Source organism: Psychrobacter sp. 1Y10 (assembly GCF_052259005.1).
Classification (GTDB): domain Bacteria; phylum Pseudomonadota; class Gammaproteobacteria; order Pseudomonadales; family Moraxellaceae; genus Psychrobacter; species Psychrobacter saeujeotis.
In genome coordinates, this window is record NZ_JBQQES010000009.1 from 138,536 (window position 1) to 159,335 (window position 20,800).

Consider the following 20,800-nt stretch of genomic DNA (forward strand, 5'->3'; position numbering starts at 1 on the left):
TTCTAGCGAAGGTTATTTTATAATATCGTCTGATAAGGTTAAAGTTAAGGTTATAGCATTTACCTGTTTACTTTTGGATTATCCGCTTCAGTAATGATATTGCCCTGGTGATTGATGCGGTCGTTATTTTTATCTTTATCGTCTGCAATCTGGTCATTTGGAATCAAAATCTCATTGCGATTGTTATCACATATGACGTCACTGTCTTTATCATAGGCTGCTGCTTCAAAATGCGGTGTGTCTTGCTCGCGCCTATGTTTATTGTGCTGTGTATTGCGCTTACTAGATTTCCCAAAAGGCTCTATTTTGTTATCTGCAGAGGTTTTTTTACGTGGCTGACTGTGAGAGAAAATAGCAGACAACGGTAAGTCAAGTTGTTCTTGAGCGAAGGCTTCAGTATTGTTAAAGCGGCGTACCAGCAGGCTTAGCCATGGTTGTTGGCTATTATTTTCCATCTCATCAAGCTCGTCCTTTATAGGTAACGGATAGGGCAGGGTACGATAAAAATCCCATAGCGTCATTTTGCTAAGATCTTTTTTGAGAACGTATTCATCATCTTCAGTCACGGTAATAAGTTTACAGTCTTTTAGATAATTGATGTAGGTATACCATTTAGGCAGCTCTTTACGACCCAATACATTTCGTAGCTCCTGCTCGCTAACAGCATCACCTTTTAAGTGGCTAAGGTAGACTAGATTTAACATATCAAGCAAACTTAACAGCGGGTGTCGCGGATAGACCTCCTCAGTCTCAAAAATAGTTAACGTATAGCTAATCTCAACACCTAGTAAAATCAAGTTCCATGACAGATAAATCCATAATAAAAAGATTGGTAAGGCGGCAAACGCACCGTATATGGCTTCGTAACTGGTAAAGTTGCCCATTACCGTACCAAAGATATGCTTTAGTAATTCAAATACTATTGCAACGAATATACCAGCTATGGCCGCGTTTTTTACGGGTACACGTGCTTTGGGGATGAACCAATACATACCAATAAAGCCTGCGATCGTGACACCAATGGAAACTATTTGTACCCAAAACGACCAGTCGATACCGTAACCGCCTATTTGACGGTTTAAAAAGCTTAAACTTTGTACCGTACTAGAAGCAATAAATGCAGTACCCAATACTAACGGTCCCATGGTGACAATGGTCCAATAGCGCAGCATACTCTTAATACCACCAGAGCGATCCTCTACTCGCCAAATTTGATTAAAGGCACGTTCGATAGTCGTCAAAGTGACAATAGTTGTGACAAATAAAATCATTGCCCCGATGGCCGTCAAGTTAGACGATTTTTCAGCGAAACTGTTGATATACTCACTGACTTGCATACTTGATTTCGGTAGCAAATTGCTATAAATCACTTCATAAATCTGTGCTCTAACTGTAGCAAGCGCTGGAACTGACGATAGGATCATCAGTAGGACGGTCAACATAGGCACAATCGATAGCATGGTGGTGTAAGTAAGTGAAGCTGCTTTTTGTTGGCAGTTGTCTTCAAAAAAATGCCGCGTCAAAAATCGCGAAAACTGAAACCAGCGTTGATGTGTAAACGGGATTTTTTTCAGTAAGTTTTCCATATCGACCATTTAGCAAGGGTAAGAGTGACAGTAGTGTAACAAAAATGTGCCATCAGCATCTGCCAATTAATTGTGTCAAAATACATAATAGCACTCGTTACATGGCTATCACTATAAGGTATAGCAGTCTTTATTTGCATGTCAGTGAATGAGTCGGGCATAATGTGCACATCTATCAATGACGTTAATCTCTTGGTGCAAAGCTTATATGACACCTAAGCTATTATGACACTCAAGCTATGGCATCTCTTAACATTAATGATTTTATAAGGAAGTGTTGCTCATGAGTCAAACCAACCCTTATGTTTTGGTACTATATTATTCTAGTCACGGTACGACTAAGACCTTGGCGTATGCTATCGCTCAAGGTATCGAAGACGCAGGCATGACAGCGCGTATCCGTACAGTACCGATCGTGGCACCTGAGACCACATCGAGCAAACCCGCTATTCCTGACGAAGGTGATCTTTATTGCACGATGGATGACTTAAAAGACTGTAGCGGTCTGGCGCTTGGTAGTCCGACGCATTTTGGTAATATGGCCGCGCCCATGAAATACTTTTGGGACAATACTGTTACGCTATGGCTGGCTGGTAATCTGCAAAACAAACCCGCTTCAGTATTTACAGCGACCGGTTCGATGCATGGTGGCCAAGAAACGACCTTATTGACAATGATGTTACCACTACTGCATCACGGTATGATGATAGTCGGTGTGCCTTATGCTGAGCCTGCACTCAATCGTACTCATCGCGGCGGTACGCCTTATGGCGCTAGTCACGTGAGCGGTGCATTGCATGACCAGCCTGTAAATGATGATGAGCGCGAGCTAGGTGTCGCTCAAGGTCGACGTTTGGCTATTAGTGCTAAAGCATTAGCACAAGCTAATTGGACCCGCTAAGCTGTTTTTATATCGTGCAGCACAATGCTATTAAACTAGGAAACAGACGTATCTAATGGCTACTAACCGTCCAGATAATAACACTCAGGCAAAACCAGCAGCAAAAAAAGCCAGTAAACCTGTCAAACCTATTACGCCCATTCGTCAGCGTTTGATGTTGACGTGGCTTATTTGGCTAGCTTATAGAATGCTTGCACTGCCCATTCTTATTAGTGTGTTTAACGTCAGTAACCCCGATATCGTGGGCGGTATTGCATGGCAGACATTATGGCTTTTGCCAGCCTTTATATTGACGCCATGGATTGTGCGTGGTCGTTCACCTTATGCGTTGTTGATAAGTAGTATGTTCACTTTAGTCTATTTGGGCGCAAGTGGGGTCGTGCTGTTTACTCGCATCTATGGTAGTAGCTGGTCTGAGATAGCGGTATATTTGCTTGATTTTGTGCTATTGCTGGCGATCAACGTTTGGTTATTTATTCTATTAAAGCGTTTGCCTTCAATGAATAACGTCGTCAAACAGCCACGCTCTCGCTAGATTGGTTTTTACCTCTGTTATTGATATAAAAAAGCTTAGATAATAAAAAGCGGCGCTCTTATCCAGAGCGCCGCTTTCTATTATGGTCTTGCTTATTTAAGCCATGTATCTACTTTAGCTAATATCGACTCTACATAACGTAATCATCAGCTAAATGAGTAATAGCTCAGAATCTAGTTGGCTTTCGTTAATTCTAAATCCATTTTTTTGCCATCGTTGACTTGGCTTACTTTGACAGGTAAATAATCTAAGCTCGGTGCCAACCAAAAACTGGTTGAACGACTATTGTCGTCATGAATACGGTCAACACGAACGGTATCAAAAGTCCCCGCTGGTACGGTGATTTTGGTATTACCAGACTTCTTAAATGGCGTCTTTTCTACTTTATTTTTTTTGGCCATATAGTAGTTACCAGAAAAATCACCATTCAATAGGTCTTGACGAATTTGCACTTCAAGGCTCAAATCATCAAAAGCTTGCTGCGCCATATTCATAGTCGTGGTTTTGCCTTTATAAGTACTGGTGACTTCTTTACTACTAGGATTAAAGCTTAGCTTATGCGTACGTCCAAGACCTAGCAACTTATAGGTAGTGCTCGCTTTAGTTGGGCTGACACTATTGCCATTGATGGTAAAGGTACTGTCTTGCGCGGCACTAGCGACGCCAGCTACGCGAGCTTTCACTTTATAATTCCAAGTATTACCAGAATTTTTTAAGGTGCGGTTGGCAGTGCCTTTATATTTATTTTCAACTGTGAAGCTATAATCGGCACTTGATGGTTGTATGGTTTTTGCGTTGGCAAGAGTAGGGGCGGTCATACTTAAAGCTCCGATAATAGCGATACTAGCACCTGTAGTTAAGGCGGTTAGAAATTTCGATTTATTATGTCTAAGGTTTTGATTGTCAGTTATTGCTAACTTTTTATTTATTGATAAAACACTCATGAATACTCCTTAGTAGATAGAAGACAGAGATGTCATCTTTTCTTATAACTATTATTATGTTCTCAACGCTTATAATGGTCATATGTTGTTACATTTTCAAGAGCGTTAACATATAGCAGTGTTCAGCTCTTGTAGCCTATGTTGCCGAAATTCCTTGAGCCGACGTCACAAGTAACGCTTTGTGAGTAAGGTTACTCGCTAGCATGAATTTATAAATTGTTTACACTCATATTCTTGTAAATTTTTCAAATTTACACTTGAAGCCATCTTCTATTGCCCCCACTTTTTGATACAAGCTCAACGCTTATCTATGAGACATTACTGTTAATCGTATTTCTTATGGATACTGGTCTTGAGACTATTCATTCAAATAAACCCTTTAACGTAAACAATCAACTTTTGGAGTCATATCGATGAACATTCGTCCTTTACATGACCGTATCGTCGTCCGCCGTATAGAAGAAGAAACAAAAACTGCTGGTGGTATTTTGTTACCTGGTTCAGCACAAGAAAAACCGTCACAAGGTGAAGTGCTAGCAACTGGTAATGGTCAGGTTCGTGACAACGGCGAAACTCGTGCGTTAGATGTAAAAGCTGGCGACAAAATTTTGTTCGGTCAATATGCTGGTCAAACGGTAAAAGTTGACGGCGAAGAACTACTTATTATGAAAGAGTCTGATGTATTGGGTGTGCTAGAAGGTTAATTCTTTTAGGTAATATTAAGCACTCAGCACATTACTATATCGACTTATTCGATCGTATTTTTATACTTATAATAATGGAGTAAATTAACATGGCAAAAGATGTAAAATTCGGCATTGATGCTCGTAAGCAAATGATGGACGGTGTTAACGTTCTAGCAAACGCTGTAAAAGTCACGCTAGGCCCTAAAGGTCGTAACGTGGTTATCGACAAGTCATTTGGCGCACCAACCATCACTAAAGATGGTGTATCAGTTGCCAAAGAGATTGAGCTTGAGAACAAATTTGAAAACATGGGCGCACAGCTCGTTCGTGAAGTTGCTAGCCGCACTAATGACGTCGCTGGTGATGGTACGACTACCGCAACAGTATTGGCTCAATCAATCCTGCAAGAAGGCATGAAATCAGTTGCCGCTGGCATGAACCCAATGGATCTTAAGCGCGGTATCGACAAAGCAGTACGCGAAGCGGTTAAAGAAATCCATAAGCTATCGACCCCAGCCGACGATCATAAAGCGATTGCTCAGGTTGGTTCTATTTCTGCGAACTCAGACACCAAGATCGGTGAATTGATTTCTCAAGCGATGGAAAAAGTCGGTAAGCAAGGCGTTATCACTGTTGAAGAAGGTTCAAGCTTTGAGGATACTTTAGAAGTTGTTGAAGGTATGCAGTTTGACCGTGGTTATATCAGCCCATACTTTGCGAACAAGCAAGACAGCTTAACGGCCGAGTTTGAAAACCCATATATCCTATTGGTTGACAAAAAAATCAGCAACATTCGTGAAATCGTGCCACTACTTGAGCAAGTGATGCAGCAGAGCAAACCGTTGCTAATCATCGCTGAAGACGTAGAAAACGAAGCATTGGCTACGCTAGTTGTCAACAATATGCGTGGTGGTTTGAAGACTTGTGCGGTTAAAGCACCAGGTTTCGGCGATCGTCGTAAAGCAATGCTAGAAGATATCGCGACACTAACTGGCGGTACGGTTATCTCTGAAGAGATTGGCTTGAGCCTTGAGACTGCGACCCTAGAGCAACTGGGTACTGCGAAGAAAGTTACTGTCGGTAAAGAAAACACGGTTATCGTTGATGGTGCTGGTCAAAAAGCTGACATCGAAGCGCGCGTTGAGTCTATCAACCGTCAAATCGAAGAGTCTACCTCTGACTACGATAAAGAAAAGCTACAAGAGCGTGTTGCAAAACTGGCTGGCGGCGTAGCCGTTATCAAAGTTGGCGCGGCTACTGAAACAGAAATGAAAGAGAAAAAAGACCGCGTTGACGATGCGCTACATGCGACTCGTGCAGCGGTTGAAGAAGGCGTTGTCCCTGGTGGTGGTGTTGCCTTAGTTCGTGCAATGAATGCATTGTCTGAGCTACGTGGCGATAACGACGACCAAAACGCAGGTATGAACATCTTACGTCGCGCGATGGAGGCACCATTACGTCAAATCGTTACTAACTCTGGCGAAGAAGCCTCAGTTGTGGTTAACGAAGTGAAAAGTGGTAGCGGTAACTATGGTTACAACGCAGCGACTGGCGAGTATGGCGATATGCTAGAGATGGGTATCCTTGACCCAGCGAAAGTTGCTCGTTCAGCATTAGAAAACGCTGCATCTGTTGCAGGCCTCATGCTCACGACCGAAGTCATGATTACTGATTTACCGCAAGGTGATGACGGTATGGCTGCTATGGGCGGTGCTGGTGGAATGGGCGGTATGGGTGGAATGGGCGGCATGATGTAATTTTACTTCTGCTACAAGGCGATTTCTCTTTGTCAGACGCGCTCAATGTACAATAGGTACTATTTTCGCTCGTCTTTCTCGACAAATCGCTTTTCGCTAGAAGTATGACTTTATCATAACGTACTTATTAAACCTAATTCAAATGAAAACCCCGATAGGCTGAGCTTATCGGGGTTTTTTTATACAAGTTTAGTATGTTTTAGCATGATGATTACGAATCCGCTTCATCTCTTCTAAACGTCCATGTCTTATCATCAGACAGCTCATCGACATAATAATATCCCGCCAAGTCAAAATTCTTTAACTCCTCAGCCTTGGTCAATTTATTGTCAGCAGCATATTTCACCATCAATCCACGGGCTTTTTTGGCGTAAAAGCTAATTACCTTATATTGACCGTTTTTTTCATCTTCAAATCTTGGTGTAATGATTTCAGCATTTAGCGCCTTTTTCTTGACCGATTTAAAATATTCATTAGAAGCGAGGTTAACCAGTACTTTGTCATCGTTATCTGCCAAGTGTGCATTGATAACATCAGTCACTTCCTCGCCCCAAAATTCATATAGGTTGTCACCTCGCGCGTTTTTCAGCTTAGTGCCCATCTCTAAGCGATACGGCTGAATCAAATCAAGTGGTTTCAGCACACCATAAAGACCTGACAAAATACCTAAGTGCTCATTAACATAAACGGCCGTTTCTTTATCCATATTATACATATCAAGACCAGTATAGACATCTCCATCAAACAAATAACTCGCTGGTTTGGCATTCTGATCATCAAACGGCTGATTTTTACTCCAGCTCCATTGTTGATTGCGCTCAGCATTGAGCTGCGCCAAATCGTCAGAGATGCTCATCATCTCTTGCAAATCAATCGGTTCTTTCGATTTTAGTATTTTCATGAGTTCTTGCGCGTGTTCGATAAGCTCAGGCTGACTGTAATAATTGCATAGGTTTACGGGAATATCATCTTTTTCATTCAAAGATTTGGCAGGGGAAAGTACAAAATACATAGTCATTCCTTATAGTTTATGAGGTCGAAAAAAATAAAAATTTCAAATATAGCAATAAAGATTATATAAATGGTATAAATACATAACTTTTTATTTACTTATGGGTCATCATTAGACAATGAAAGTTAGCAAACGATGTCTCTATAATAAAAACACATGATGGAAAGCAGCTGGTCATTTATTATATTGATAATATTGGTTGAACTATTTAATGTAAGCGTTGACCAAAATTTTCGCTCTATGCATCTCATCATGCAAATAATCTGTGTATAGGTCAGTAATATATTTAGAGTAAGGAGACGGTATGAAAATCGGTGTCATCAGTGCAGATATCACACACGAAAACCGCGTAGCGCTCACCCCAGATGCGGTCAAAAAGCTAATTAAACTTGGGTTTGAAGTCGTCATCCAGTCAGGTGCAGGTCAAGCAGCGTATTATGCTGATAATTTGTACCAAGCGGCTGGTGCCGATATTGCAAATAGTAGTGCTGAGGTAGTTAACCAGTCTCAAATTATTACCACAGTTAATGACTTACCTTCTATAACTACTGACAGCTTAAAATCTGGTCAGATTGTCATTGGTATGCTCGATCCTTACCGTAATACTCAGCTGGATGCTTATGCTGCTAAAGGAGCAACGGCATTTGCGATGGAACTATTACCACGTACCTTATCACGCGCACAGAATATGGATGTCTTGTCGTCGCAAGCCAACCTTGCAGGCTATAAAGCGGTATTGCTAGCCGCCAATGAGTATTCACGTCCTTTTCCGATGTTTATGACCTCAGCGGGGACAGTCAAGCCCGCTAAAGTTGTCATCTTAGGTGTAGGGGTTGCAGGTTTGCAAGCGATTGCGACGGCCAAGCGCTTAGGTGCCGTCGTTGAAGCCAGTGATCTGCGTCCTGCAGCTAAAGAGCAGGTTGAATCACTCGGCGGTAAGTGGCTTGAGGTACCGATGAGTGAGGACGAAGCGCAAAAAGCTAAAGCAACTGGTGGCTATGCATGGACACCTTCAGAGCAGTATATCAAAGATCAAGCAGCTGTCGTGGATAAAGCATTAAGCAACGCTGATATCGTGATTACTACAGCGCAGATTCCTGGTCGTCAGGCACCGCGCTTAGTACACGGAGCCACACTTGCCAAAATGAAGGCGGGCTCAGTGCTGATTGATATGGCTGCTGGAACAGGCGGTAACGTAGAAGGCAGTGTGCCAGATGAAACCATTACTACGGACAATGGGGTGCGTATCGTCGGTGCGGCCAACATTCCATCGATGCTGGCCGCTCAATCTTCAGATTTGTATGCTAATAACTTGATTAACTTTATCACAACCTTGATAGCTCCAGCTGCTACAGATGACGATGCAACAAACAAACTGGCACTGAACTTAGATATGGAAGATGAGATTCAAGGTGCGCTAGCAGTGACTCACGCGGGTCAGGTACGCCTCGCTAAGCGCTAAGTCTTGATGGTTTGTCGCCATCCACTTGTCAGTAATGAATAAATTTTAGGAGGATAAGATGATTGCCACTGTTTTAGCCGCAGCGCCTGCCGGTGCAGCCATGAGTAGCACACCGTTTGTCGCCATTTTTACCGTATTTGTACTCGCTATTTTTGTGGGATATTACGTCGTTTGGGGTGTTACCCCAGCGCTACATACACCGTTGATGGCGGTGACGAATGCTTTATCAAGTATTGTCATTGTCGGCGCGATGCTACAGACGGTCACAATTGATGGCTCGGTATTTACGCCAACCAGCTTGCTTGGTGCCTTTGCAGTATTTCTAGCCAGTATCAATATCTTTGGTGGCTTTGCCGTGACTGAACGTATGCTGGCAATGTTTAAACCGAAAGTAAAAAAAGCACCTGCTGTTGACGTCAATGCAACTGAAAATGGAGGCGACGCATGAATGATTTTTCAGCAATGATTGCGGCAAATGCAGATTGGTTCTACCTGGTCGGCGCTATCCTCTTTGTATTAACCCTGCGTGGTTTATCTAGCCCAAAAACGGCCATTCGCGGTAACCGCTTTGGTATGGTAGCAATGGCAATTGCGGTCGCAACGACCTTCTTTTTGGCAGAAGGCCCTGTGCTTTGGCTAATTATCGGCGCCATGGTTTTAGGTGCCCTTGTCGGAATGTGGAAAGCGAAAACAGTTGCCATGACCCAAATGCCAGAAACGGTCGCTTTGATGCATTCGTTCGTTGGCTTAGCAGCAGTCGCGATTGCTTTGGCAACGGTATTGCATACTGAACAGCAGCATGGTGCAGTTGCTCGTGTAGAGCTGTTTATCGGTTGTTTTATCGGTGCGATTACCTTTTCAGCGTCGGTCTTTGCTTTCGGTAAATTGGCGGCAAAGAGTTGGGCAAAGACACTGGCTGGCGGCTGGGTAAAACCTGTACAAGCGCTATTATTCATTGCTATGATTGGCTTTGGCGGCGTGTACTTCGTCACGGACTCTTTGCCTGCGTTTTATGCCATGGCAGTGATTGCGGTTATCTTTGGCTGGATGTGGATTGCACCAATCGGTGGCGGTGATATGCCAGTCGTTGTGTCACTATTAAACTCATTCTCAGGTTGGGCGGCAGCAGGTATTGGTTTCACCCTTGGCAACTCAATGCTGATTATCGCAGGCTCGCTCGTTGGTTCATCAGGCGCGATTTTATCTTATATTATGTGTAAGGCCATGAACCGCTCATTACTGAACGTCTTATTTGGTGGTATAGCTAGTGCAGCGGTCGCTGGCGGCGCTGATGATAGCGCGCCAAAGAACTACAAAGCAGGTTCGGCAGAAGATGCAGGGTTTCTCATGGCCAATGCCAGCAACGTGGTGATTGTACCGGGTTATGGTATGGCGCAGGGCCGCGCACAGAACGCTGTTAAAGAGATGTATGAATTGCTTAAAGAAGAAGGCGTTAACGTACGCTTTGCCATTCACCCAGTCGCGGGTCGTATGCCAGGTCATATGAACGTATTATTGGCAGAAGCGGACGTCCCTTATGATGATATTTTAGAGATGGACGAGATTAATTCCGACTTTGCCAGTACCGATGTGGTCTTGGTCATCGGGGCTAACGACGTGGTCAATCCGTCTGCAAAAGACGATCCATCTTCACCCATCTTTGGTATGCCAATTTTAGAAGTTACCAAAGCTCAAACGATTATGGTTATCAAGCGTTCGATGAGTACTGGTTACGCTGGCCTTGATAATAGCTTGTTCTATATGGACAAAACCATGATGATCTTTGGTGATGCGAAGAAGATGGTAGAGGAGATGGTACGTAGTATCAATGGCGGTGGTCATTAACCTTTAACAATATATGTCTATCGAAGAAGTCACTGAGGTGGCTTTTTTGCGTTATGGTATGACGCCTTTATCTCAGATATAAAAGATAACCAATTATAAAACACAGTATAGTAGTTTCAATTTGAAAGTGTTATAGCGCTACTGGGATGCTTGCTTTTAGATATTAGTCGCGCAGCATCGAGCGATAGCAGCACGCAAGGAAAATTTATACCAGTAGTGCATTTAAATTGATGACAGTTTTATTTTCAACTGACTATATAAACATCAAGAGAGTTTTTTATGAATATGTTGATTCGCTTCTTTATTATGACAAGCTTACTCAAAAAACAACTTAAGCTGCAAAATGCTAGTGAAAAATTAACCACTGAAATGTTGAGCGCGCCAATTGCTCGTCAGTATCGAGTATTGCCACATGACATGGGCTTTCGCGATCATCTGCCAAATTACCGTTACCTGTCTTTTATTGAGCTCAATATCACCCGTTGGCTAATGACCTGTGTTCATCAAAAAGGTATCAAACCCTTAAATTGGGTTATCGCTATGCAAGAGATGGTTTATCTCAAAGAGATTAAATTCTTAGATAAGATGACAGTGAGTAGTGAGCTTGTTGGCTGGGATAAGAAATATATTTACTTTGAAACTCGCTTCTTTGTCAAAAGTCAGCTAATGGGCGTTGGTATGACTAAATTTTTACTAAAAGATAAATACGGTAATAAGTGTACGCCTGATATGTTAGATATGGCGGATGAGCAATTGAGCGACGTGATTACCAGTTGGAATAAGCATCAAGTGGCTGTTAAATCTGAGAGTCGTTAAAACCAAGCCTATCTATACAGTAGAGGCTGAAGTTTGTTAGGATAGTTCATAATACTGGTATAGTCTAATTACTTTAAAAGTGTCGTAGCGCTGCTGGGATGAATTTTACGCAGCATCGAAAGATAACAGCACGCAAGTAAAATTTATACCAGTGGCGCGTTCAAATTTATAATCATTTTATTTTGAACCTACTATACAAGGCTTAATTAACAATAAAGAGGCACCATTATGACCCCACAAAAACTAAAATGGACAGACAGTTTAGACATTGCTATTGAGCTTTATGAAAAATTCCCAGAGACTGACCCGCAGTACATACGATTTACTGATTTGCATCGCTGGGTGACTGAGCTTGAAGGCTTTGATGATGATCCACAAAAGTCAAACGAAGGTATCCTGGAAGCGATTCAAATGAATTGGATAGATGAAGCAGATTAGACCTTTCTTTATGTGACAAGCTTTCATGATCTTTTTCATTCATTAGGAAACAATATGACTTCTCAAGTAACAGAGTTAGCTGATGCAATCGTTTGCAAAGGTATTAGCACTCGCACCACGAATAACGCAGAAATCAGCCATGATACGGCTAAATTAGGACGTTTATGGCAAAAGTTCTACCAAAACCATGTCAGCCATTTGGCTGAAGGTGAAGATATTTACGGGGTGTATCAGAACTACGAGAGCGAAGATTTGGTCGGCGCTTTTGATGTAGTCGCTAGTTGGAAGGTAGAGAGTGCACAAGCAGCAGGCGAAGGCAGTGACGAAGAACATAATGTTTTAAGTGCTGAAAATATTCTTAGTGCCGCTCATGCTAGCGATGTGGTGACAGTTACTATTCCTGCCGGTAAATATTTAGTATTTTCTGAAGAAGGTAGAATGCCGAATACCGTGATGAACGCTTGGGAGAAAGCTTGGGAGTACTTCCATAATCCAGATTGCGCGCATACTCGCACTTATAAGGTCGATTTTGAGCATTATATTGGTGGTAATTTAGAGTATGGGCAGGTGGACTTATATATTGGGATTGAGTAAAGCCAGTAAATGACCTTGTCTGTCAGTAAAAATTAGATAATTTAAAAGGTTTAATTTATAGTTGATAAAGAACAATGATAAAAAAAGCGCTATTTTAAATCAGATAGCGCTTTTTTACGTTAGAGGGGTAAAATCAATCTAACAACAAATTCTCTAGAATGCCTTCATATATCTGCGCCAATCTGCCCAAGTCATCCACCTCAACCTTTTCATCAACTTGATGAATCGTAGCATTGCGCACGCCAAGCTCAACGACTTGTGCACCCGTTGGCGCAATAAAGCGTCCGTCAGAAGTACCGCCTGAAGTCGATAAAGTTGCCTGTGTGCCCGTCACCGACTTAATGGCTTGCTGGCAGGCAGAGACGAGTTTACCTTCAGGTGTCAAAAACGGCTGACCAGATAATTTCCAATGAATATCATAACTGGCCTTGCTATCAGCAAAATGCTTATCAAAGATAGCATGGGTTTTTGCTTTTAGTTCATTTTCAGTTGTTTCCGTTGAAAAGCGGAAGTTAAAAACGACTTCAAGCGTCTCAGGGATGACATTGGTTGCGCCAGTGCCACTATTGATATTAGAGATTTGTAGAGAGGTGGCGGGGAAGTAGTCATTGCCACTGTCCCAAGTTGCCGTCGTGAGTTCTGCTAACGCGGAGGTAGCCGCATGAATAGGGTTACAAGCCAAATGCGGATAGGCCACGTGACCTTGCTTACCGGTGACCGTCAGCACGGCACCCAACGAGCCGCGGCGACCGTTTTTGATAATATCGCCTAGGGTATCAGTACTCGAGGGCTCACCAACAAGACAATAGGTAATTTTTTCATTACGTGCTTCTAGAGTTTCTATGACTTTAACGGTGCCATTGATAGAGGGGCCTTCTTCATCTGAGGTAATTAAAAAGGCGATAGAGCCATTATGCTCAGGATGGTTGGCAACGAAACGCTCAGCTGCGATGGTAAAAGCAGCAATGCCGGTTTTCATATCAGCGGCACCGCGCGCCCAGAGATAGCCATTTTCGATGGTTGGGGTAAAGGGCGGGTAGGTCCAATTATTGACATCGCCTGTTGGCACCACATCGGTATGACCGGCAAAGCAAATCACTGGTTCAGTCGTGCCACGGCGTGCCCAAAGGTTTTTGACTTCCGCGTGCTCGCCAGTCTTATCTCTATCGCCAAAATACGTAAACTCACAATCAAAGCCTGCCTGTCTTAAGCGTTCCGATAAAATATCTTGGCAACCGTCGTCGTCTGGCGTCACTGAAGGACGTTCTAATAGTTCAATGCTTAGATCAAGAGTGGCTTGCTGATGAGTTTGCGTTAAAGTATTTTTATTATTAGACATGATAGACCTTTCAGAATTGAGCGTAGGCTGGGTTTTTAACCCAGCATTCTGCATTTGCGAAGTTTAAAAGCTGGGTTAAAAACCCAGCCTACAATAAATAGCTTATTTAACCCTCTTCAACAAAAGGCACTAAACCATCTCGGCGCATCCACGTCGCGATAGAATAGCGCTGCCGATGAGCGATTTGTACTTGATGTTGCAGGTCGCTGTCAAATATGACCAGACGATTGGCAACAGGCATGACATTATGATGTATACCATGTTTGTCAACAATTTCTAACGCGCCGCCATCATTGGCTGCCCATTCGTCGTTTAAATAAAACACGGCTGAGATAACGCGCTCATTGCGGCCGGCAGGGTTGTCACTATGCCATTTATAACCGAAACCTACCGGATAGCAGGCATAATGTGCTTCACTGTGGCGAATACCTGCAAACAAGCTTTGATTGAATAAAGTGGCAAGCGCATTGATACTTTGTAGATAAAAGTAGCCAGCAAAGAAATTTTTAGTGATCCAGCGAATACGGTCACCGCGAATATCACTAATCCGAACACCAGCGGTCAGCTCAGCATCACGATAGTCAACAAAACCACTCTCTGCTTGCAAAGCCTGTAGTGCCAAATGATCAAACACGCCATCTACCACTATCCAGCCATCAGTTACAAACTTATCTAACTGTCTATCGGTCAGCTTATCCGCCCAATTGACAGCAAAGTTTGTCATCTGCAAAACATCTTGGGTAAGCAGTTTATCGCTGGTTTTATCAGTACACGGTGCAAGCTGCGGCGGATTATCAGGACCTATCGGATGATTGACCACAAGCTTTGTCACATTTAGGTTGCTAATAATCTTAGTCATCTCACCTCGTTATTGTCAATTAGCTGGCATTCAAAGCCCTTTTATTAAAAGTGCTTACCAAAACCACATTATCTTTTATGCTTCCTATGCTACCATAGATGCAATTTTTCTTATTTAAACTTTTGAGATTATGAACTATAAACATGCCTACCACGCTGGTAACTTTGCTGATGTGGTCAAACACATTTTATTGGTACAACTGCTTAATCAACTGGGCCAAAAAAACAAACCTTTTTATGTGCTTGACGCTTATGGCGGTCGCGGACTGTATTCACTTAGTAGTGAAGAAGCGCGTAAGACAGGAGAAGCCAAGGGCGGTATCCAAGCTCTACTAAAAACGGACATTGAAAAGGCCCCAACTGCTGTTAAAGAATATGTGGAAGGTATCAAGCAAGCCAAATTCACTTATGATAGTAAAGTCTATCCAGGGTCGCCATGGTGGGTTGCTCACCATGTTGAAAAAAACCCAGACGCAGGCGTGCGCGGTGAAGCTTTTGAAGCTAAAGCTTCTGAATATGATGCGTTGAACTATCAATTACATAAGTTACCAATTGGTATCCATCATCGTGATGCGTTTGAAGGTATTACAGCGGTTATCCCACCAGCCGAGCGCCGCGGACTTATTTTCCTTGATCCTCCCTATGAGCAAGAACACAAAGACTTTACACGCCTTATCAACTTGCTTGTTACTGCTTATAACAAATGGCCACAAGGTACTTATGCGTTGTGGTTCCCCATTAAAAACATTGAAGCGGTAGAGCTGTTCTACAAAAAGCTAAAACGTACTGAAATGCGTCGTCAGCTAGTTTGTGAGCTAAATATTTATCCAAATGATGTCGCCGTTGGTCTCAATGGTACGGGGCTGCTCGTTATCAATCCGCCATGGCAGTTTGATAATCATGCACGTGAAATATTACGATTTTTACAGCCTGCTTTAAAAGTAGCTGATGCGCCAAATCTGACGCCTGATAGTGCAACCAATGTACGCTGGTTAGTTGGCGAATAAGGATATCAATATGACGACTGAGCAATCGCCTCACAATAGTTTAAATGACAGCGCCGCAACTCAGCCACCCTTTGTTGATGAGCATGAATTCAATATTCGCTTGGCGGATAATGATAATTACGATGGGCTGACTTTCGAGGTGATTGAGACAGAAGTTGCAGAAGGTAAGCCTGTGGTCAGTCGCGGTGTTTATTTAGCGCCCAACTTGATCACCACTTTATCGCTATTATCTGGTTTTTACTCGATTTTAGCCAGTACTCAAGGCGAGTTTTATAAAGCATCTTTAGCCATCTTTTTATCCGCTATTCTTGACGGTGCTGATGGGCGGGTTGCACGTATGCTCAATGCACAAAGCCCCTTTGGCGAGCAGTACGACTCCCTTGCCGATATGTTGGCTTTTGGCATTGCACCGGCTATTTTAATTTATAGCTTTGCCTTAGAGCCTTTGGGTCGCATTGGCCTAGGATGTGCGTTCGTTTTCACGGCTTGTGGTGCATTCCGTTTAGCACGTTTTAACGTGCAGGTTGGTATTGTAGATAAGAAGTACTTTGTTGGTTTAGCAAGTCCGCTTGCCGCTATATTAGTAACGTCTGCTGTTATGGTTGCTGTCGATCATAATGAATGGGTGGGACAACATGATACTGCTGTTATGTTCTTATTTGCCGCTTGGGTAGTTATTTGCGGTTTATTGATGGTCAGTAACGTCAAATACTATAGTTTTAAAGAATTTGATAAAAAGAAAGTACCTTTTGTGGTGCTTATCATTGGTGTATTAGTCATGAGCATTGTGCTCTATGACATACCTGTTGGTATCTTAGCCATCGGTATTATCTATGCGTTATCAGGTATAGTCACTACTGTAAAAACTAATTTTAAACACTAAAGTTTGTGTCAGTCATATCTTAGTTTTGGTAGTTATGATGCATTTTCAGACTTCAAGTAATAAAGACAGTTGATATTAAACCAATTCTAAATATATATTATAAGAGCCGCTTATTAATAAATAAGCGGCTTTTTTTGTCTGCTATCAAATCATTGCTCTCTTCATACAAACCATTGCTCCCTTCATAACTTGAATGTTGGCATATATAGTGCATGTAAACACAATATGTCAATATGTATATTTAATGTTTATTTTTATATTTAGAACGTATAAAAATATTTCTGAAGAAGGTGAGAGGTTTATCTCTTAAAGTTTTAAAAAAATTTCTTAACCTTCTATTAGATATGAGGCTCATACAATGACCCAGCTAACTGCTTCCTTGTTTAACTATTTTTCAACACTAACTTCTATACCTATTAGTGATAGTTCAACTATCAGACTATTTGTATAGCCATCATATTAGTTGCTTCGATAGCGACTTTATATATACAGGATACTCTCATGTTAAACCATGTTTACCGCGTTGTTTTTAATCGTTCTACGGGTTGCTATACAGCCGTTAGTGAAATTAGCAAGTCGGGTGGAAAATCCAGCAAAGGGTCAGGTCATGTTAGTACAGTGGGAGCAATGCCAACTGCATCATTCGGAAAATTGCTACGTCAAAGCGCTATAAGTATTGCTATTGCTAGCGTATTTGGACTGACGGCGATGAGTAGTCAGGCAGAAGTGTGTTTGACAGAAAATTTCATGCCAAGTAATAGTGTTGCATCACCTGAATCTATTGCTTGCGGATTTTCAAACGAAGCATCAGGTATCCGTAGCACTGCAATAGGTTATGACAATACTGCTTCAGGTTTTTCTAGCTCAGCTGTCGGTACTATAAATACCGCTTCAAATACTTATAGCTCAGCTGTCGGTGCTATAAATACCGCTTCTGGTGAAAGTAGTTCAGCGATAGGTGCTTATAATAGCGCGTTAGGTGATTCAAGTTCGGCTATAGGTTCGGAAAATTACGTCGAAGGTTTTAGAAGCTCAGCATTTGGTAACGAAAATAGAATAACAGAAGGTTTTGGATTGGCAGCAGGTCGTCTTAATCAGGTCGAAGGCTATATTGGTACAGCGGTAGGCTATAGCAACAAGGCAATTGGTCAAGCTAGCTCCGCAATAGGTAACGAAAATACAGCATCTGGAGTTCGTAGCTTGGCGATAGGTAGCGACAACTCAACCGTTGAGGAGCGTAGTACCGCAGTAGGGAGCCAAAACGTAGCTTCTAAGTTGCGTAGTTCGGCGCTAGGTTCCAATAATACCGCCTCGGGAGAACGTAGCTCAGCAGTGGGATATGGTAATACTGCATCAAGTAATGATAGTTCAGCAGTAGGGTCGAATAATAGATCAAATGGTATAGAAAGCTCGACGTTTGGACGAAACAATACAATAGCAGAGACTGGGGCATATAGCATTGCTACAGGCTATTCAAATACAACTTCAGGTGTTGCAGGCTCAGCAGTCGGTTATAGAAATACTACCTCAGGTAATAATAGCTCAGCATTGGGTTTTACTAACATCGCATCAGGTATTGCAAGCGCTGCGGTTGGTCATACCAATGAAGCAAGTGGCGAACGTAGTTCAGCACTGGGTTACGATAATACTGTTTCAGGAGATGATAGCTCAGCGATCGGCGCTTATAACGAAGCATCAGCTCAGAATAGTACTGCTATGGGAAGTTATAACGCTGCCCAAGCTGAAGTTAGTTTAGCAATAGGTAGCTATAACACGGCTTCAGGCTTCGCTAGCTCATCAATAGGTGTCGGTAACAATACTTTAGGCATCGCTAGCTCATCAGTAGGTGTCGGTAATGAAGCTTCAGGTAACGTTAGCTCCGCACTAGGTGGTTTTAGTAGAGCTATGGCTAGCGGGTCTACTGCATTAGGTAGCGGTGCTGATTTTGTAGTAGTCGCTGTCGAGGGTGCTATTGAGCAAGCAGAATTTACTGCAGCTACTACTCCTATCCAGACTGATAATGATGGACGACGTTTTAAAGATGACGATAATGGCGGTCAGATCTTTGAGTTTGCACAGAGTGATTATGAAGCTCTAGGCATCGGCGCAAAGGCGAGCGGCATCCGCGCGACAGCTATCGGTAATACATCAGTAGCAAGTGGTCGTGACAGCGTAGCAATGGGTACAGGATCAACGGCTGATATTCGTAACAGCGTTGCTCTAGGCGCACAAAGCAAAACATCAGTTAATGCGGGGATAACAGGTTATTCAGCTAATGGCGATACCAATCCTATTTGGCAATCTACTCTTGGTGCCGTTAGTGTTGGTGATACGAGCAATGCTAACTCTAGCCAATGGCAGACCCGTCAAATTACAGGCGTTGCTGCTGGAACATCTGATACTGATGCCGTCAACATTGCTCAATTAAAAAAGGTAGAAACAACGGGTTTGTCTCATTTCAGCAGCATAGCAACCGCTCTAGGTGGGGATGCGCAGTTCAGTAATACAGGAGTATTCCAAGCGCCTACGTATCGAATAAGCAGTGCAGAATACAGCAATGTAGGCGCCGCGTTCTCTGCAGTTGATGGCAAGCTGACGGATTTGCAAACACAGATAAATACGATTGAGCTAACACCTGGACCTAAAGGTGATCAGGGTGATAAAGGAGAAGTTGGCCCACAAGGTCCAGCAGGTCAAAACGGAACAGACGGTTTAAATGGTGCTGATGGCCAGGATGGCACTAATGGCGTAGATGGTATCAACGGTCAAGATGGCGCCGATGGTGCTCAAGGTCCAGTTGGTTCACAAGGTCCAGTAGGTCAAAACGGTACTGATGGCTTAAATGGTAAAGACGGTATTAACGGTGTTGACGGTTTAAATGGTATGAACGGTGCTAAGGGAGACAAAGGTGATTCAGGTATCAGCGAAGAAGCTAAAGTTGAATTAGAAAGCAGAATCGAAGATAGCCAAGCTCGCTTCTTTAGCGTTAATGGTTCTAGTGACAGCGAAGATACAGGTAATTATAACGGCAATGGCGCTACTGCTGTCGGTGCGATAGCAATCGGAGTCAACGCTCAGTCTAAAGGTAAGGACAGTATCGCTATGGGCACTAATACTACAGTGACTGGCGATCAATCTACCAGCGTGGGTAATGGCAACATCGTTTCAGGTGATCGCTCAGGTGCGTTTGGAGATCCTAATATTATCGGTGGCAACGCCAATTACGCGGTTGGTAACGACAACGTCATTGGTGATACTACCAGTAATTCCGTGGTACTGGGTAGCAATGCTACCGTTGGCGCTACAGCGGTAACAGTTGGTCCCAATAGTACACCAACCTTTACGAACGCGACTAACGCTTCAAACTCTGTCGCTATCGGTGAGTCAGTGAACGTTCAAGCCACAGACGCAGTAACTATCGGTGCTAATAGCAGCGTAACTCATAGCAATGCTGTTGCATTAGGAGCAAACTCACAATCAACAGCGGACAATACGGTATCGGTAGGTAATACAAACACTCAACGCCGAATCACCAATGTCGCCGCTGGTGTCAATCCAAATGATGCAGTGAATGTCTCTCAGCTCAACCAAAATCGTGCTGAAGCAATGGGCTATACAGATAGAAGAATAGATGATCTCGAAGGAGAGACTCATTCAGCAGTTGCAGGTGCACTCGCATTCGGTGCTCTACGTTATCCTAATGTTTCTGGCAAAGTTAGCGTAGGTCTTGGTGGAGGTACGTGGGAAGGTGAAACAGGATATGCTCTAGGCGTAGGCTACACCACATCAAACGGACTTTTCTCTATCAGTAGTGCTTTCGGTGGTAGCGGCAGTCAACAAGGTGGAAACGTCGGAGTAAGCTATACCTTCGATTAAAGCCAGTCTTTAATTAAGCATGCATATATTTGAGCCTATCATCTAAAAGATGGTAGGCTTTATCAGTTGATGTAGTTAATCAATAGTATTGAAAGAATAAAAAATAGCTTTTTAAATCAAGCTGCTGATAAATATAGAATTACTTTTTTATAATTGATTATATGAAAATAAACTTTTAATTCCCCTTGACCCCCTATTAAAAGCGCGTATAATGCCACCCAGTCGAAAGGGAAGGGTGATTGGAGAGTGGTTTACCACTGA

The 20,800-nt window shown here is 42.8% G+C and carries 18 protein-coding genes; 13 read left to right on the forward strand and 5 right to left on the reverse strand.

The features are described 5' to 3' along the window. Positions 1–59: 59 nt before the first annotated feature. Positions 60–1,586, reverse strand: a complete 1,527-nt coding sequence (locus tag ACTXGH_RS12050) for a YihY family inner membrane protein (RefSeq protein WP_439263304.1) — start codon at positions 1,584–1,586, stop codon at positions 60–62. Positions 1,587–1,869: 283 nt separating this feature from the next. On the opposite strand from ACTXGH_RS12050, the gene wrbA reads away from it, so the two are divergent. Continuing rightward, positions 1,870–2,487 (forward strand): NAD(P)H:quinone oxidoreductase, encoded by a 618-nt coding sequence (gene wrbA, locus ACTXGH_RS12055; protein ID WP_439263306.1) that lies wholly within the window; start codon positions 1,870–1,872, stop codon positions 2,485–2,487. A gap of 55 nt (positions 2,488–2,542) precedes the next feature. Beyond that, complete coding sequence (locus tag ACTXGH_RS12060) at positions 2,543–3,022, forward strand: hypothetical protein (protein WP_439263308.1); 480 nt, start codon at positions 2,543–2,545, stop codon at positions 3,020–3,022. Positions 3,023–3,195: 173 nt separating this feature from the next. Here ACTXGH_RS12060 and ACTXGH_RS12065 read toward each other — a convergent pair whose 3' ends face one another. Then, complete coding sequence (locus ACTXGH_RS12065; RefSeq protein WP_439296538.1) at positions 3,196–3,966, reverse strand: DUF3108 domain-containing protein; 771 nt, start codon at positions 3,964–3,966, stop codon at positions 3,196–3,198. A gap of 413 nt (positions 3,967–4,379) precedes the next feature. Between ACTXGH_RS12065 and ACTXGH_RS12070 the strand changes: the two genes are divergently transcribed. Further along, positions 4,380–4,670, forward strand: coding sequence for a co-chaperone GroES (locus ACTXGH_RS12070; RefSeq protein ID WP_439296537.1), 291 nt, complete (start codon positions 4,380–4,382; stop codon positions 4,668–4,670). A gap of 89 nt (positions 4,671–4,759) precedes the next feature. Beyond that, positions 4,760–6,409, forward strand: a complete 1,650-nt coding sequence (gene groL / locus ACTXGH_RS12075) for a chaperonin GroEL (protein WP_439296536.1) — start codon at positions 4,760–4,762, stop codon at positions 6,407–6,409. A gap of 211 nt (positions 6,410–6,620) precedes the next feature. Here groL and yaaA read toward each other — a convergent pair whose 3' ends face one another. Continuing rightward, positions 6,621–7,421 (reverse strand): peroxide stress protein YaaA, encoded by an 801-nt coding sequence (yaaA, locus tag ACTXGH_RS12080; protein ID WP_439296535.1) that lies wholly within the window; start codon positions 7,419–7,421, stop codon positions 6,621–6,623. A gap of 304 nt (positions 7,422–7,725) precedes the next feature. On the opposite strand from yaaA, the gene ACTXGH_RS12085 reads away from it, so the two are divergent. From ACTXGH_RS12085 to ACTXGH_RS12110, 6 genes are all read left to right on the forward strand, one after another. Continuing rightward, a complete protein-coding gene (locus ACTXGH_RS12085; protein ID WP_439296534.1) occupies positions 7,726–8,883 on the forward strand; it encodes a Re/Si-specific NAD(P)(+) transhydrogenase subunit alpha in 1,158 nt (385 codons plus the stop codon). Positions 8,884–8,983: 100 nt separating this feature from the next. After that, on the forward strand, positions 8,984–9,331 hold the full coding sequence (locus tag ACTXGH_RS12090; protein WP_439296600.1) for a proton-translocating transhydrogenase family protein: 348 nt from the start codon (positions 8,984–8,986) through the stop codon (positions 9,329–9,331). Next, positions 9,328–10,728, forward strand: a complete 1,401-nt coding sequence (locus ACTXGH_RS12095; RefSeq protein ID WP_439296533.1) for an NAD(P)(+) transhydrogenase (Re/Si-specific) subunit beta — start codon at positions 9,328–9,330, stop codon at positions 10,726–10,728. The genes ACTXGH_RS12090 and ACTXGH_RS12095 overlap by 4 nt, the downstream gene beginning before the upstream one ends. Before the next feature lie 279 nt (positions 10,729–11,007). Beyond that, positions 11,008–11,544, forward strand: coding sequence for an acyl-CoA thioesterase (locus tag ACTXGH_RS12100; RefSeq protein ID WP_439296532.1), 537 nt, complete (start codon positions 11,008–11,010; stop codon positions 11,542–11,544). Positions 11,545–11,772: 228 nt separating this feature from the next. Further along, positions 11,773–11,982, forward strand: a complete 210-nt coding sequence (gene iscX, locus ACTXGH_RS12105; RefSeq protein WP_021812734.1) for a Fe-S cluster assembly protein IscX — start codon at positions 11,773–11,775, stop codon at positions 11,980–11,982. A 54-nt stretch (positions 11,983–12,036) separates the two neighbouring features. Next, positions 12,037–12,576 carry a GyrI-like domain-containing protein gene (locus tag ACTXGH_RS12110; protein ID WP_439263321.1) on the forward strand — a complete coding sequence of 180 codons (540 nt, stop codon included), beginning with the start codon at positions 12,037–12,039 and terminating at the stop codon, positions 12,574–12,576. Positions 12,577–12,709: 133 nt separating this feature from the next. Here ACTXGH_RS12110 and dapE read toward each other — a convergent pair whose 3' ends face one another. Next, the gene (dapE, locus tag ACTXGH_RS12115; protein WP_439296531.1) at positions 12,710–13,915 is read right to left on the reverse strand and encodes a succinyl-diaminopimelate desuccinylase; all 1,206 of its coding nucleotides are present in this window, start codon (positions 13,913–13,915) and stop codon (positions 12,710–12,712) included. Between the two features lie 106 nt (positions 13,916–14,021). Beyond that, a complete protein-coding gene (locus ACTXGH_RS12120; protein WP_439296530.1) occupies positions 14,022–14,774 on the reverse strand; it encodes a 2OG-Fe(II) oxygenase in 753 nt (250 codons plus the stop codon). A gap of 130 nt (positions 14,775–14,904) precedes the next feature. On the opposite strand from ACTXGH_RS12120, the gene ACTXGH_RS12125 reads away from it, so the two are divergent. The 3 genes from ACTXGH_RS12125 to ACTXGH_RS12135 all read left to right on the forward strand — a co-directional run bounded on the left by ACTXGH_RS12125 (position 14,905) and on the right by ACTXGH_RS12135 (position 20,539). After that, complete coding sequence (locus ACTXGH_RS12125) at positions 14,905–15,780, forward strand: 23S rRNA (adenine(2030)-N(6))-methyltransferase RlmJ (RefSeq protein ID WP_439263327.1); 876 nt, start codon at positions 14,905–14,907, stop codon at positions 15,778–15,780. 10 nt (positions 15,781–15,790) lie between these two features. Beyond that, a complete protein-coding gene (pssA, locus tag ACTXGH_RS12130; protein ID WP_439296529.1) occupies positions 15,791–16,663 on the forward strand; it encodes a CDP-diacylglycerol--serine O-phosphatidyltransferase in 873 nt (290 codons plus the stop codon). Between the two features lie 501 nt (positions 16,664–17,164). Continuing rightward, positions 17,165–20,539, forward strand: a complete 3,375-nt coding sequence (locus ACTXGH_RS12135) for an ESPR-type extended signal peptide-containing protein (RefSeq protein ID WP_439296528.1) — start codon at positions 17,165–17,167, stop codon at positions 20,537–20,539. Positions 20,540–20,800: the final 261 nt, after the last annotated feature.